Genomic DNA, 14,089 nt, shown 5'->3' with positions numbered 1-14,089 from the left:
CGCGCGCGCCGGGTCATCCTCCGGGAGGAGATGTGGTCAGGATGTGTAGACCCCACATCGCGCCCTTGATCACCGGAGGCTTCACCTCCGTACCGTGGGGCACCTGTTCACCGCAGAACAACTCGCCCTCATATCACCTCAATAGGAGAGATAAGGTGTCGAGTCAGCTCTCAGATACTTGTCATCACCATCCAGGAGAACCTTCGTGACTCTTGCCACCGCGCCGTCTGAAGCCGCCGAATCGCCCGAGGCCGCCGACCCGTCCGAGGCCACCCCGGCGGACGCCCCCTCGGCGGTTCCGACGGACGCCGACGCCTCGGATGCCCCCGTCTCGGACGCCGGCGCCTCGGACAGCCCCGCGCCGGTCCCGTCGGACGGCGTGCCCGAGTCGGTGGCCCGCGACGCCCGCGACTTCGGTGCGTACGCCCGCACCGGCGGCTGGACCTTCGCCCTGATGGTCGCGCGCAGCGTGCGCCCCGGCGGGCAGGGCGCCGAGGAGACGCCGAAGGTCTCGGCGAAGGAGTTCAGCGAGTTGGCGGGCTGCTCGGCCGAGCGCGTCATGCGGTACTACAAGGCGTGGGACAAGGCCGCCGACGACGGTCTTGTGCCCCACTTCGAGGCCCTGGCGCCCGGCGAGGACATCGAGCTGCCCGACTCCGACGTCTGGCTGACGTACTACGCCTCGCGCTCCAGCGCCCTCACTCCCCGCGGCACCGCGATCACGGAGGCCGCCGAGGCCGAGGGCATCCGCCCGACCAAGGCCCTCGAGGTCGCCGAGAACCCCACCGCGCTGCGGGCCGCGATCCTCGCCGACCCCACGACCGCCGAGGCGGCGCGGCGCGCGCTGATGGACCGGCTCGACGAGGACCCGGCGCTGCGCACCGGGCTCGTGCGCGACATCGTCCGCACCGACGACCTCAAGAAGGCGGTCGCGGCCGAGGCCAAGGCGGGCGACCGCGTCGACTACGTACGCCAGATCGTCGACAAGGGGCAGGTCAAGACGCCCGCGGGCCAACTCATCGAGGCTTCGGCGGAGCTGAAGGAGGAGGCCGAGCGCCATCTGTCCCTCATCGACGAGCTGGACGAGGGCGAGGACTCCGGCGAGTGGGCCCGCGAGGCGTACGACACCGTGAAGGACCTGGTCGCCCAGACCGTCCAGAGCGACCCGCAGCTGCGGGTGCAGGAGCGGCGCGCGAAGTTCTACAGCAGTCTGCAGAAGGCGACGAAGGTCTTCGAGGAGCTGACCTTCGACGACGCCGACGACGCCGACTTCTACGAGGACGACATGGTGCGGCGCCTGGAGGATCTGCAGCAGTCGATCGCCGCGTGCATCACGGCGCTCCAGGCGGCGACCGCGGGCTCCACCGGTTCCGAGGCCACCGCCCCGGAGCGCGGCTGACGATCGCCGGGTCTCCCTCCCCGTACATCCCGATGATGACCATGGACTCGTCCGTAGCCCTTGAGTCGTACGGAATGACCCATACGCGGAGGGATTCGCCGCACCCCGCCCCGCTCGTAACTTCTTGATCAACGTACGGAGACCGGCGTACGGAGTTGATCGAGAGGTCATGGATCTATGCACGGCAAGGCATTCGCGCCCGAATACCAGGGCGAGCTGGGGGCGGCACTCGGGGTGAACTCCTCCTACGAGGAGGTGCTTTCGGCGGCGGGCCGCGCCCTTTCCGAGGCGGACACCGCACTGGAGAGGGCGCGGGCCGGGCTCGCCCTGGCCGAGGCCAACCGGCGGCTCGGCCAGGTGGACGACGCGGGCACCGCCTGGCGGCAGAGCTATCGCAGCGCACGCGTCGCGGGGGAAGCGGGCGCCATGGCCTGGGCGCTGTGGAGCGGCGGTACGCTCGCCCGCCAGTGCGGCCAGCTGCGGCTCGCCCGGCGGCTGCTCTCCTGGGGAGTGGAGCTGGCCGCCGGCAGCGGGGAACGGCTCGCGCACGGCTACGCGCTCGCCGGGCTCGCCGAGACCGGCCGCATCCAGGGGGACTACGCGGCGGTGGCCGCACTCCACGAGCAGCTGCTCGAACAGGGCCGCGAGCACGGGGAAGCGCGGCACATGGTGTGGGCGATGTCCGGCATCGCCCAGATGCGGCGGAACACCGGGGACTACGCCGAGGCGCTCGAGCTGTTCGAGGAGTGCGTCCGGATCGCGACCGACGCACACGACGCACGGGGGCGTGCCTGGTCGCTGCGCGGGGTCGCCGACGTCCGCTCGCTGCGGGGCGAGGCGGAACAGGCGCTCGCGCTGCTCACGGAGGCGGAGGTCATCTGCCGGGCCATGGACCTGGCCGGTGCGCTCGCCTACAACCACAAGATGCGCGGCAACGTCCTGTACCGGGACGGGCGTTACGAGGCGGCGCGCGAGATGTACGCCGTCGCCCTGGAGGAGTTCGACGGCATGCGGGAGCCGCGCGGTGTGGCCCTGTCCCGGCTCGGCCTTGCCAAATCGCGCGCCCGCCTGGGCCGCGACCGCAGCGAGACGCTGGCCGAACTGGCCGAGCTGGAAGAGGACTTCGCGCGCATCGGACTGCGGGGCGCACGGGACGGGGTCATCGCGTTCCGGCAGGAGATGGATGCCGAGCCGAGCATGACGTGACGTGACGTCATGTGACGTGACGCGGGGGCGTCACCCGGCCGTCGGTGTGATGCGGATGCCCACGGTCCCGCCGGTGCCGCGCCGGAGCTTGCTGCCGAACAGGGTGAGACGGCCGACCACGCCGTACTTGCGCGCGATGAGGGTGCGGTATCGCGCCGTCGTCTGCGGATCGCAGATCTCGGCGGTGGCGGGGATCTGCTCGCCGGTCGGGTTGCCCCGCACGTCGCAGGGGCCGACCAGGACGTCGGCGCGGTTGCGGATCCGCTTGACCTTCCAGGAGTCCGCGGGCGTCCAGACACCGAGCGCGGCGCCGTCCTCGACGACCCAGACAGGGGTCGGCACCGGGGTGCCGCTCTTGCGGTAGCTGGTGACCAGCAGATACTTTCCGGCGCCGAGCTCCGCTTGCGCTGCCTCGTCCACCTGACTGCTCCAGACGTCGTCCTGATGCGTGCTGACTCGAATTCGATCAGCCTACGGTGCGGACGCTACTGGTGACGGCCGGCCACGGCCTCGAACAGGTCCCAGCCGTCCGTCTCCCGCACCGCGGGGTCATCGGGACGCCACCCGCGGGCCGTCGCCGCGTCGAGCAGGGCCCGCGCGGTGCCGGGCTCGTGCAGGTTCAAAAAGCGACTGCCCTCCGCGATGCCCACCGCCCCGGAGTGGAGGAAGCCGTCGGGCACGAGCTTGCCCGCGCCCTCCCGGAAGAGGATGCGCAACCGCCCCCGTGTTCCGGACAGCCGGATCGAGAGGACCTCGCAGCAGTCTTCGTAACCTCCCTCGACCGGTACGCGGTGGGAATGGCCCACGGACCAGAGGAAGACCTGCCCGTCGACGACGAGGCGCCGGGGCTTCTTGTCATTGCGGGGCATCAGCAGACCGTAACGCCTCCGGGGCCCGTAAAGCCTCCGGGGCCCGGAAGGATCCGGGCCCCGGAGGCTTGGGCCGTGCGGGGGTGTGCCGGTCAGGCGCCCCACGTGCCCTGGTTCACGGCGCAGTTCCAGCCGTTGCCGTGGACCTTGAACTTCACCTTGTAGGACCTGGTGTTCAGCAGCCGCGACTCGACCCGGACCCCGAGGCTGGCCTTGCCCGCCAGGCTCTTGTCGTAGACGGAGACGGTCTTCGAGGTCTTGTGCGTGACCTTGCCGCCCTTCGCCTTCGCCGTGCCGAAGCGGACGTTCTTGACGTTGCTGACGGTGAAGGTGACCTTCTTGAACGTCTTGGTGCTCTTGTTCTTGAGGCCGAAGTAGAGGCCGTCGCCCGTCACCCAGCCGCCCGATCCGATGTGGAAACGGGAGGTGTAGACGATGTCGATCGGGCAGCCGGAGCTCTGCGCCGACGCGGTCGACGCCTTGGGCGCCTTCGGTCCGTCCGCGGCGGAAGCGGAGCCGGCGAGGCCGAGCTGAGCGGCGGTGAGCGCCCCTGCCGTGGCCAGTACTGCGGTGGTCATGCGTGCGTGCTTCATCAGGCTGTTGCCTTTCCCCCTGCGGCCCTGCCGGGCCAACTTTCGACATGGTGCGATGCGTTCGCACAAGGCGGTACTCGTCCCTGTGACGCCCGTATTTTTAGCAGGCGGAGGGACATGAGATGACATCAGTTGCGTGAGTGCACGGCACCGTGACAAAAGCCGGACAATCGCTCAGTCGAACGGAATTAGGACTTCCGCGCTCGGCCTTGTGACCAGGTCATCGGCGTCCTTCACATCGGCGGCGGCGCGGGCGCGGGTCCCAGCGTCGTCGTGCCCGGGGTGGTCCGGTGGGCGAGGCCGGTGCGGTAGGCGTCGAGCGCGGCCTCCGTCCGGCCCGTGCGCCGGAGCAGATCACCGAGGAGGCAGCACAGGCCGGCCACGTCCCCGGCCGCACCCGCGCGTTCGAGCAGCGGCAGCCCGGCGCGGTAGTGCTCCTCGGCGGCCTTGGTGTCACCGCACTCCTCCGCGATGAGACCGAGCAGCCGGTGCGCGGCGCCCACGTGCACCGCACCGCGCCCGGCCCGCAGCGCCGGGGCCCCCGCGGGACCTTCGAGTCCTGCGGGTCCGGCGGGTCCGGCAGGTCCGGCTGCCTCGTCGGCCAGCAGTGGTCTCAGGAGGGCCTCGGCCTCCCCGGCCCTGCCGCGCCGGCGCAGCACGTCCGCCAGTTCCACCTCGACCTGCGCGGCGAACAGCGCGGCCCGCTTGGCCGTGAGCATGTCGTGTGCGGTGCGCAGTTCGCTCTCGGCGCGTTCCAGGTCGCCGTTCTGCGCGTGCACATAGCCGCGCATCCAGTGGCAGTGGGCGAGTTCGGTGCGGATGTGCAGCTGCCGGTAGAGCTCCTGGGCTCTGGCGAGCGACGCGTCGGCCTCGGCGATACGCCCGCGGGCGATGAGTGTGCGGGCCACCCCGCGGTGCATCCCGGCGAGCAGCGCCGGATCGTCCACGCGGGGCGCGAGCGCGAGGGCGAGTTCGGCGGCGTGCGCGGCGCGCTCCGGTGCGCCCATGTCCATGTACGGGGCGATGGACGCCGAGTACAGCAGGAGCAGCGCGTCGGGGTCGTGCAGGCCCGAGGCGTTGAGCTGGTCGAGAGCGGTCTCCAGGAGATGGCAGGCGTAACGGAGTTCACCCGTGAGGCGGTGCGCGTTGGCGCGGCCGCGGATGGCGGGTACACGGCGGGGCAGCGGCTCGTCGGCGAGCAGCCGCTCCACCGAGGCGAAGCACTCGTGCGCCTCGTCGAGATCACCGGACTCCAGGAGGCATTCGCCGAGCCCGAGGAGCGCGGCAGCCTGCTCCCCGGGCAGCGCGTGCTCGACGGCTTCGGCGCACAGGGCGCGGAAGAGAGCGGCGGCATCTTCGGGGTCTCCGGTGGCCAGGGCGCGCCGTGCGTCGGTCAGACGCAGGCGCAGCTCGGCGGCGAGCCGGGCGGGGCGGCCCGTCGCAAGCTCTTCGGGAGTGACGCCGAGGCGGTCGGCCAGGTGCCGCAGGGCGGCCTCGGAGGGTCTCACCTTGCCCGACTCCAGGGTGGAGACGTACGCGGGGGTGTACGCGGGTTCGGCCAACTGCCGCTGCGTCAGGCCGCGTTCCGTGCGCAGCCGCAGGACGCGGCGTCCGATCGCCGCGGGATCGTCGAGCCGCCCGGTCCCAGATCCGCTCTCCGTCATCTCTTCCTCTCCCGGTCCGAGCCGAGCCCAACAGGCCGTCCAGGCGCGGTCGTTGGCAGTCGAATGGCCTGAACCCGGCTTTCTCTGCTTCCCCTTGCGCCTCGGGCATTGCCTGGCTTCCCCGCAGCCCCTACATTGAACCGCGCCTTAAGCTCCCTTAACCCCCCACTTATGTCGCGGACTTGCCGTCCCCTCCGGCCCTCCGCGCAGACCTCCGGGAGATCTTCCATGCGTAGACACGCATCCCACATATCCCGCACGCGTCTCACCGTGGCCATCGGTGTCGTCCTGACGGCGGCGCTCGCCGCCACCGCGCCGATCGCCGCGGGCCAGGGCCTCGACGGTCACGCCCCGGCCGCCCCGAACGCCGGGAGCGCCGGCTCCGCCGACCACGTCGAGGTCGAGTACTTCACCGGACCCGGCAGCCACCCCCGCCGTACGGAGGTCCCCGCCTCCTCGCCGCTCACCAGGAAGGAGCAGTCCACGATCAAGAACGACGGGGACGTCCTGCCGATCGTGGAGGCCGGAGCGAGCGACACCAAGGTCGACGTCGTCTTCATCGGCGACGGGTACACCGCGTCGCAGCAGGAGGACTTCCACGCCGACGTGCGCACGAAGTGGAAGGAGATGGCCGCAGTCCAGCCGTACGCCGAGTACGAGGACCTCTTCAACGTCTGGGCCGTCGACGCGCACTCGCAGCAGTCCGGCGTCTCGGGCGACCCGACGAGCGACGTCCGCAAGAACACCGCCCTGAACTCGGCGTTCTTCTGCGACGGCATCGAGCGGCTGCTGTGCGTCGACACCAACAAGGTCGAGGCGTACGCGAGCAAGGCCGCCGACCCCGATCTCGTCATCGTGCTCGGCAACTCCACCAAGTACGGCGGCGCGGGCTACAACGGCATCAGCTCGCCGTCCGGGTACGACGGCATAGGCACCGCCTCTTCCGACCATCCCGACTCCGACCAGGTCGCCGTCCACGAGACCGGCCACTCCTTCGGCAAGCTCGCCGACGAGTACTGGTACGACGAGAGCACCTACACCGGCCCCGAGCCCGGCGAGTCCAACCTCAGCAAGCTCAGCGCCGCCGACATGGCCGCGCAGAAGACGAAGTGGCACCGCTGGCTCGGCCAGGACTCGCCCGACGGCGGCAAGGTCGGCGCGTACGAGGGCGGCGGCTACCACGGGCACGGACTCAACCGCCCCACCGAGGACTCGATCATGCGGACGCTCGGCCGCGAGTTCAATCTGCCCGGACGTGAGGCGATGATCGCGGGCTTCCACCAGCACGCCCCCGTCCTCACCGGCGTCACACCCACCGACCGGAAGGTGAGCGGCACCGAGCGGATGCGCGTGCGGGCGTCTTCCCACGCGCGGGTGCGCTGGTACGTCGACGGCCGCGAGGTACGCGGCGCGCGGGACGCGAGCAGCGTGACCCCCGGCTCGCTCGGTGTACCCGCGGACGGCCGCGCGCACACCGTCACCGCACGCGCCACCGACCCGAGCAAGGCGGTCCGCGACCCGGAGCTGCGGAAGCTGATGACCGGCTCGCTCAGCTGGCAGGTCACGCGCTGACGCAGCGAAGGACCCGCCCCGCACCGCCCGGCGGTGACCAGGGGATACTTCGGCCATGACCACGCACGTGAACCAGTCGCGCCGGGCCGCGGCGCCCCTCCCCGGATGGGCGCTGCGGGCCGCGCGGCACGCCGATCTGGAGACCATCGTCGAGCTGCGGGCGATCGTGATGCGGCCGGATCTGGAGCGGCTCGGCCGGTTCGACGAGCACCGGGTGCGCCAGAGACTGCGGGACGCCTACATACCCGGCGACACCTGGGTCATCGTCGTCGACGGCGCCTTCGCGGGGTGCGTCGCCCTGCGGTCGGCGCAGGACGGGCAGTGGCTCGAGCACTTCTTCCTCGATCCCGCTCTCCAGGGCCGGGGCCTGGGCTCGGCCGTGCTGCGTGAGCTGCTCGACCGGACCGACGCCGAGGGAGCCGTCGTGCGCCTGAACGTCCTCCAGGGCAGCCAGGCCCAACGCCTCTACGCGCGCCACGGTTTCACCGTCGAGAGCGAAGACCCGGTCGATGTCTTCATGGTGCGCCGGCCGGGAGATTGGCCCACACTCACGAGCCGCTAACGGCCCACGGGCCGGACCACTTGCCTCGTTAGCCTCCCCTCATCCGCGAAGAAGCGGCCCGCCGGCCGCACGATGAGGGGGCATTGTGCCGATCGAGATCCTGCCGCGCTCCGGAGCACCGCGCGTGCTCGCCCTCGCCCAGCTGAGCAACTCACTGGGCGACAGCGCCTACTACGTCACGTCGGCCCTGTACTTCACCCGCGTCGTCGGCCTCTCCCCCACCCAGATCGGGCTCGCGCTCACGATCGCCTGGGCCATCGGCTCCGTGGCGGGTGTGCCGCTGGGCGCGCTCGCCGACCGGAGGGGGCCGCGCGGCGCGGCGGTGCTGCTCGCCCTGGCCACCAGCGCGTCGGTCGCCTCCTTCTTGTTCATCCGCTCCTTCGTCGCGTTCCTCCTCGCGGTCTGCCTGTACGCCGTCGCCCAGTGCGGGCTCGCCGCGGCACGGCAGGCGCTGCTCGCGGGACTCGTGACACCCGCGGCGCGTACCGGAGTACTGGCCCACCTGCAGTCCACGCTCAATGCCGGGCTCGCCGTCGGTGCCGCGCTCGGCGGCCTCGCCCTGCACCACGACACGCCCGCGGCCTACCTGGGCGTCTTCGCGCTGGACGCGGTCAGTTTCCTGCTCTGCGCCGTGGTGCTGCTGCGGCTGCCGGCGGTGGCGAAGTCGGCGGCCCGCGGGAAGGGCGAGCCGCGTCTTGCCGTGCTCCGCGACCGGCCGTACGCCGTCATCACCGCGCTCAACGCGGTCCTGCTGCTGCGGATGCCGCTGCTGAGCCTCGCCGTTCCGCTGTGGGTGGTGGACCGGACGAACGCGCCGGGGTGGCTTGTCTCGGCGCTCTTCGTCCTCAACACCCTTGCGGTGATGGCCTTCCAGGTCCGCATGGCCCGCGGCGTCAGCGGACCGCGCACGGCCACGCGTGCGGTCCGCGCCTCCGGCATCGTCATGCTCGCCTCGTGCGCGGTCTTCGCCTTCTCGGCCGCGGGCCTCGAACCGTGGTTGACGGTGGCGGTCCTGGTGGCGGGGGCGGTGCTCCAGGTCGTCGCGGAGATGCAGCAGTCCGCGGGCTCCTGGCAGATCGGCTTCGACCTGGCGCCCGCCCATCAAGTGGGCCAGTATCAGGGCTTCTTCGGCACCGGGATCCCCGTCGCCCGCACCCTCGGCCCGCTCCTGCTCACCTCGCTGCTCGTGGTGTGGGGCGTTCCGGGCTGGCTGCTGCTGGGCGGGATGTTCCTCGCGGCGGCCCTGGCGACGGGTCCCGCGGTGCGGTGGGCCGAGCGCACGCGCGAGGCAGCCCACCACCGTGTTCCGGCGGACGCCTGAGGGCTCACGCACCCGCCCGTGTCGTGCGGAAGCGTGCCGCGTACGCGGACGGTGTCGTCCCCAGGTGGCGGGCGAAGGCCCTGCGCAGCGTCTCGTCGCTGCCCAGGCCGCTGCGTCCGGCCGCGTCGGTGACGCTCGCGCCGCTTTCGAGGAGCATGCGGGCGGCTTCGAGCCTGAGGGACTCCACGTACGCGGCCGGGGTGGTGCCGAGCTGCCGCGTGAACAGGCGGGTCAGATGCCGGGGGCTCACGGCGGCCCGCCCCGAGAGGACCGCGAGCCGGTGGTCGGCCGCCGGGTCGGCGGCGATGGCGTCCAGGAGCGGGCGCAGCACCGGATGGCTGGTCGCCGGGGTGCGTGAGGCGGCCGAGAACTGGGACTGTCCGCCGGGCCGCTGCAGGAAGACCACGAGGTCACGGGCGACCCGCCGGGCGGTGTCGGGGCCGTGGTCCTGCTCCACGAGCGCCAGGCAGACGTCGATACCCGCGGTGACCCCGGCCGAGGTGAGGACGGGACCGTCCTGGACGTGGATGGCGTCGGGCGTGACGGTGATCTCGGGGTACAGCCGGGCAAGGCGCGCCGCGTGCTCCCAGTGCGTCGTCGCCCGGCGCCCGCGCAGCAGGCCCGCCGCGGCGAGGGCGAACGCGCCGGTGCAGACGGCGGCCACCCGCCCCGACCCGCCGGCCAGTTCGGCCACGAGGGCGACGAGGTCGGGCCGTTCGGCGAACGTGACGAGCTCGGCGTGGCCGGGGACGACGAGCGTGTCGGCGCCGCCCGCGTCGGCCGCCGGCAGGTCGGCCGCGATCCGCAGCCCTGTGGAGGTCCTGACGTCCCGCCCGTCGGGGGTGCAGACCCGCACGGTGTAACGGCCGCCGGTGTAGCGGGCCGCGGTGTCGAAGACCTCCAGGGGCGCCGCGACATCGAGGAGGCGTACGCCGTCGAAGGCGAGGACGCAGACGTGGTGGGGGCGGGGTCCGTCCGGCTGTTCGGGCACGGGACCACGGTAGCGGCAGCGCGTGTCCTGATGTGTGGGGTGCCTGTCCACAGGGACATGGCCGCGGGCACGTGGATCGAGCAGGCTGGTGCCAGCAGCAGACAGGGGTCCGCATCCCTGCCCCTCCTCCGCCACGACAGGAGCCACGCCATGACCGTCCACGCGTCGTCCGCCGCCGGAGTGTCCGTGCCGGACACGAAGCTGGCCGCCGCGGCCACCGAGCTGGTGCGGGACACGACGAGCGAGCTGATCTACCACCACTCCCGCCGTGTCTTCTGGTTCGGCAGCCTCCAGGGCGGCCGGCGGGGGCTGAGCTTCGATCCCGAGCTGCTCTACATCGGCGCGATGTTCCACGACCTGGGCCTGGACGAGCGGTTCCACGACAGCGGTCGCCGCTTCGAGGTGGACAGCGCCGACGAGGCCCGCGGCTTCCTGCACGCGCACGGCGTGCCGGAGGACAGCGTGCGCCGGGTGTGGACCGCCATCGCCCTGCACACCACTCCGGGCATCCCCGAATTCATGGAGCCGGAGGTCGCCCTCGTGACCGCCGGGGTGGAGTACGACGTGCTCGGCATCGGCTACGACGACCTGACCGCCGAGGAGCGCGCGGAGATCACCGCGCTGCACCCCCGCCCCGACTTCAAGCGGCGGATCCTCGAGGCCTTCACCGAGGGCATCGCGCCCAAGCCGGAGACCACCTTCGGAAACGTGAAGGCCGACGTCCTGGAGCACTTCGTTCCCGGCTTCACCCGCGGCGACTTCGTCGAGGTCATCCAGAAGTCCCCCTGGTCGGAGTAGACCGGGGAGCCGCACCGGAAACCGAGTGTCAACTCGGGGTTGACGACCTCTCGCCTGTCAACCTACCGTTGACACATGACGCAGCCCACCCACCCCATCCGCCTTGACGACCTGATCCAGGCCATCAAGAAGGCCCACCCCGAAGAAGCACTCGACCAGCTCTCCGACGCCGTGATCGCAGCCGATCACCTCGGTGATGTCGCCGACCACCTGATCGGCCACTTCGTGGACCAGGCGCGCCGCTCGGGCGCCTCGTGGACGGAGATCGGCAAGAGCATGGGGGTCACCCGGCAGGCCGCCCAGAAGCGGTTCGTGCCCAAGGACCCCGGCGAGATGTCGGACCTCGACCCCCGGCAGGGCTTCAGCCGCTACACCGAACGGGCGAGGAAGGTGGTCATGGCCTCGCAGGAGGAGGCCCGCGCCGCGGGCAACGACCAGATCGGCCCCGGCCATCTGACGCTCGCCCTCCTGACCGAGCCGGACGCGCTCGCCGCCAAGGCCCTTGTCGCACAGGGCCGTTCGCTCGACGCGATCCGCGAGAGCGTCACCGATTCGCTGCCGCCCGCGGTCGGCGACGTACCCGACCTCATCCCGTACGACGCCGGGGGCAAGAAGGTCCTGGAGCTCACCTTCCGCGAGGCGCTCCGGCTCGGCCACAACTACGTCGGGACCGAGCACATCCTGCTCTCGCTCCTGGAGGCGGAGGACGGCAAGGGCACGCTCACCGCGCTCGGAATCGACAAGGCCGCAGCGGAAGCGCACATCACCGAGGCCCTGGAGGCGATCCGCGCCTCCGTCAACCAGGGGTGACCGAGGCGGACCCGTCCGCGGGACCGCCCTCACCCACCCCGTACCCCGCGGCCGCGCGCACCCGCGCCGCCTCCCGGACGGCCGCCGCGTTCGCCTTGCCCTGCCGGGACCCGGCCAGCTTCGCCTTGATGTGGTCGCGTACGAGAATCGGTTCGTAGGCGAGTTCGTCGTCGCCACCGAGATGGCCGGGCAGCGTGGCGATGACCGCGTCGACGTTGCCGTCGTGGAAGTACGCGGCGGACCGGCGCCGGACGATGCCGCCGTCGACGATCGGCGGCTTGACCCGGTGCAGCGTGGACATCCAGCGATCGTTGGTGAGCCGGGCGGTGAGGTCGCCGAGGTTGACCAGGAGCGCGCCGTCGACGGGCGACACGTCGTGCCAGGCCCTGTCGGTGCCAAGGACCTGCAACCCGGCGACCTGGTCCGCCCACAACACGGTGACCAGGCCGAAGTCGGTGTGCTCCCCCATCCCCGTCAACTCGCCGTCGAGCCGGACGGAGCCCTCCGGCAGGGCGTAGTTGTTCATGCGCAGTACGTCGATGGAGTGATCGGTCAGCGACTCGAAGAAGCCGGGAGGCTGCCCGAGCGCGTCCGCGAAGATGCGGGTCAGGGTCCGTGCCACCCGGCCGGCCTCGGCGAAGTAGCCGAGCACCGCCGGTTCGAAGCCCGCCACCTGCGCGGGCCAGACGTTGAGGCCGTAGTCGTCCTCGGACAGATCGAGCCCGGGGAACGAGCGGGCTTCGGTGCCGATGTTGAAAGCCTCGAAGAAGTCGTTCATGTGTCCGGCGGACTCCACGCCCAGGCTCAGGCTGAGGGATTCGCTGCGGGGCGGGCTGTAGCCGCGGTTGGCCCCGGTCACCCGGTAGCTCCTCTTCGTCTCCAGGGGCAGGCCGAAGAACCCGTCCACGGCAGCGCTCAGGCCCCGCAGCGTCGTGTCGGGAATCCCGTGGCCGAGGATCTGGACGAAGCCGACGCGTGCACACGCATCGTCCATCTCCCCGGCCACACGGGCCCGTTCGCTCTCCGGGCCGTCGTCGACGTATGACCTGATGTCGACGACGGGAACCTCGAAGGGGGCGGCCGGTGAGGACGGCTCGGTCGTGGACGGGGACATGGGCGTCTCCTGACGTGAGCTGGGGCTACGCCAGATTCCCTATCACGGATTCACTGCGCGGTTTCCGACGGCGCATCGGCCGGCGTCATGTCCGCCTCCAGCCTGCGCAGCCGCTCCGCGTCGCAGACGCGCGGGCAGGTGCCGCACGCCTCGGCGGCGGGCAGCGTGTAGTACAGGCAGCACCCGAGGCGGGTACGGGTCGGGTGCCGCTCGCCGTCACGGGTCGTCAGATGGCGGAAGGCGGCGCCGCCGGGGAAGGGCGCGACGGGGCCCGGAAGGAGCGCGTCGACCGCGCGCAGCGCCTCGTCCTCCTGCCCGAGCATGCGTCCCAGGTACCAGATGCCGGAGACGAGATCGTCTCCGGCCATGCCCCACAACACGCGCCGTCCGCGCCGCGCTTGGGGTCCGATGGCGGTGAGCAGGGGGCGTATGTGCGCGACGACCGCGGCGCGCAGTTCGGCGCGCAGCGACTCCTCGTCGGGGAAGACCCGCGTTCCGGGCAGTCCGGCCGCCGGGTCGTCCGGGAAGCAGGCGAAGGAACCCGGCACGATCTCGAAGGCGCCGGTCTCCAGGTGGACGCGGACGTCCTGCGGGCGGATGCGCGGCACGCGCCGCTCCAGGTACCAGGCTCCGCTCATCAGCAGCGAGACCGACCAGAGGTAGCCGTGCAGGGCGCGGGACGCGGCGACGTCCGGGCGGGGGGTGTGGTCGTGGCCGGAGCGGATGCGGGCGGCCTCCGCCGCGACGAAGGCTTCCAGGGCAGGTTGATGTGCCGTCAGCTCGGCGCCGGTGACCCACCCTTGCCCCGCGCTCGAACCGGGTTGCGCCACGGTGACGTCGAGCGTCGCGCAGTGCGCGGCAAGACGCCGGTAGGTCGTGGCGAGCAGGGCGGCGGGGCTCAGGGCGGTGGCGGTCGGCGCCAGGTCCGGGGCCACGGTCAGCGGCACTCGTAACTCCTTGGAAGGCAGGTCCATAGATCGTTCGCCGGTGGAGCCATCCACCGGGAACTAGGTAAGGCTTACCTTATTTTTCTTCAATTTGCCGCATCGGGAACGGCGCGTCGCGCGTCACGATTTCGCGAGTGACCCCGCCCTCACGGCGAGTTGACATCGTTAGGCATACCTAACCTAAACTCTCGTCCCGTGTCCAAGATCGCCCGGGCCGTCCCGCCAGACAGCCTCTTCACGCGA

General features: G+C 71.6%; 14 protein-coding genes. 7 read left to right on the top strand and 7 right to left on the bottom strand.

Going from position 1 to position 14,089, the window contains the following annotated elements; all coding sequences use genetic code 11:
- The first annotated feature begins 205 nt into the window (after window positions 1-205).
- Window positions 206-1,399, top strand: a complete 1,194-nt coding sequence (locus ABZ906_RS31115) for a hypothetical protein (protein ID WP_361388369.1) — start codon at window positions 206-208, stop codon at window positions 1,397-1,399.
- Between the two features lie 177 nt (window positions 1,400-1,576).
- Window positions 1,577-2,605, top strand: coding sequence for a tetratricopeptide repeat protein (locus ABZ906_RS31110; protein WP_361388366.1), 1,029 nt, complete (start codon window positions 1,577-1,579; stop codon window positions 2,603-2,605).
- A 30-nt stretch (window positions 2,606-2,635) separates the two neighbouring features.
- On the opposite strand, the gene ABZ906_RS31105 is transcribed toward ABZ906_RS31110, so the two are convergent.
- The 4 genes from ABZ906_RS31105 to ABZ906_RS31090 all read right to left on the bottom strand — a co-directional run bounded on the left by ABZ906_RS31105 (window position 2,636) and on the right by ABZ906_RS31090 (window position 5,731).
- Window positions 2,636-3,025, bottom strand: coding sequence for a PPOX class F420-dependent oxidoreductase (locus tag ABZ906_RS31105; protein WP_361184682.1), 390 nt, complete (start codon window positions 3,023-3,025; stop codon window positions 2,636-2,638).
- Window positions 3,026-3,090: 65 nt separating this feature from the next.
- Window positions 3,091-3,474 (bottom strand): hypothetical protein, encoded by a 384-nt coding sequence (locus ABZ906_RS31100; RefSeq protein ID WP_361184684.1) that lies wholly within the window; start codon window positions 3,472-3,474, stop codon window positions 3,091-3,093.
- A gap of 92 nt (window positions 3,475-3,566) precedes the next feature.
- Window positions 3,567-4,052: a hypothetical protein gene (locus ABZ906_RS31095; protein WP_361184687.1), complete on the bottom strand. Its 486-nt coding sequence runs from the start codon at window positions 4,050-4,052 to the stop codon at window positions 3,567-3,569.
- Between the two features lie 248 nt (window positions 4,053-4,300).
- Window positions 4,301-5,731 (bottom strand): helix-turn-helix transcriptional regulator, encoded by a 1,431-nt coding sequence (locus ABZ906_RS31090; protein WP_361388363.1) that lies wholly within the window; start codon window positions 5,729-5,731, stop codon window positions 4,301-4,303.
- Between the two features lie 228 nt (window positions 5,732-5,959).
- Between ABZ906_RS31090 and ABZ906_RS31085 the strand changes: the two genes are divergently transcribed.
- From ABZ906_RS31085 to ABZ906_RS31075, 3 genes are all read left to right on the top strand, one after another.
- A complete protein-coding gene (locus ABZ906_RS31085) occupies window positions 5,960-7,303 on the top strand; it encodes a M64 family metallopeptidase (RefSeq protein WP_361388360.1) in 1,344 nt (447 codons plus the stop codon).
- Between the two features lie 55 nt (window positions 7,304-7,358).
- Window positions 7,359-7,865 (top strand): GNAT family N-acetyltransferase, encoded by a 507-nt coding sequence (locus ABZ906_RS31080; protein WP_361388357.1) that lies wholly within the window; start codon window positions 7,359-7,361, stop codon window positions 7,863-7,865.
- Between the two features lie 85 nt (window positions 7,866-7,950).
- Window positions 7,951-9,186, top strand: coding sequence for an MFS transporter (locus ABZ906_RS31075; protein WP_361388354.1), 1,236 nt, complete (start codon window positions 7,951-7,953; stop codon window positions 9,184-9,186).
- Between the two features lie 4 nt (window positions 9,187-9,190).
- On the opposite strand, the gene ABZ906_RS31070 is transcribed toward ABZ906_RS31075, so the two are convergent.
- Window positions 9,191-10,177, bottom strand: a complete 987-nt coding sequence (locus ABZ906_RS31070) for a DJ-1/PfpI family protein (RefSeq protein ID WP_361388351.1) — start codon at window positions 10,175-10,177, stop codon at window positions 9,191-9,193.
- Between the two features lie 150 nt (window positions 10,178-10,327).
- Between ABZ906_RS31070 and ABZ906_RS31065 the strand changes: the two genes are divergently transcribed.
- Together ABZ906_RS31065 and ABZ906_RS31060 are read left to right on the top strand one after the other, a co-directional pair.
- Window positions 10,328-10,975 carry an HD domain-containing protein gene (locus ABZ906_RS31065; protein WP_361388348.1) on the top strand — a complete coding sequence of 216 codons (648 nt, stop codon included), beginning with the start codon at window positions 10,328-10,330 and terminating at the stop codon, window positions 10,973-10,975.
- 75 nt (window positions 10,976-11,050) lie between these two features.
- Window positions 11,051-11,785 (top strand): Clp protease N-terminal domain-containing protein, encoded by a 735-nt coding sequence (locus tag ABZ906_RS31060; RefSeq protein ID WP_361388345.1) that lies wholly within the window; start codon window positions 11,051-11,053, stop codon window positions 11,783-11,785.
- On the opposite strand, the gene ABZ906_RS31055 is transcribed toward ABZ906_RS31060, so the two are convergent.
- Both ABZ906_RS31055 and ABZ906_RS31050 read right to left on the bottom strand, forming a co-directional pair.
- Window positions 11,772-12,899 (bottom strand): 2-oxoglutarate and iron-dependent oxygenase domain-containing protein, encoded by a 1,128-nt coding sequence (locus tag ABZ906_RS31055; protein ID WP_361388342.1) that lies wholly within the window; start codon window positions 12,897-12,899, stop codon window positions 11,772-11,774. The genes ABZ906_RS31060 and ABZ906_RS31055 overlap by 14 nt on opposite strands.
- 50 nt (window positions 12,900-12,949) lie before the next feature.
- Complete coding sequence (locus ABZ906_RS31050; protein WP_361388774.1) at window positions 12,950-13,840, bottom strand: (2Fe-2S)-binding protein; 891 nt, start codon at window positions 13,838-13,840, stop codon at window positions 12,950-12,952.
- Window positions 13,841-14,089 lie beyond the last annotated feature (249 nt).

This window comes from Streptomyces sp. NPDC046925, from assembly GCF_040644915.1.
In the GTDB taxonomy this organism is placed as follows: domain Bacteria; phylum Actinomycetota; class Actinomycetes; order Streptomycetales; family Streptomycetaceae; genus Streptomyces.
Note: the sequence above shows the minus strand (reverse complement) of the source record. Positions and strands in the feature narration are given on the sequence as shown.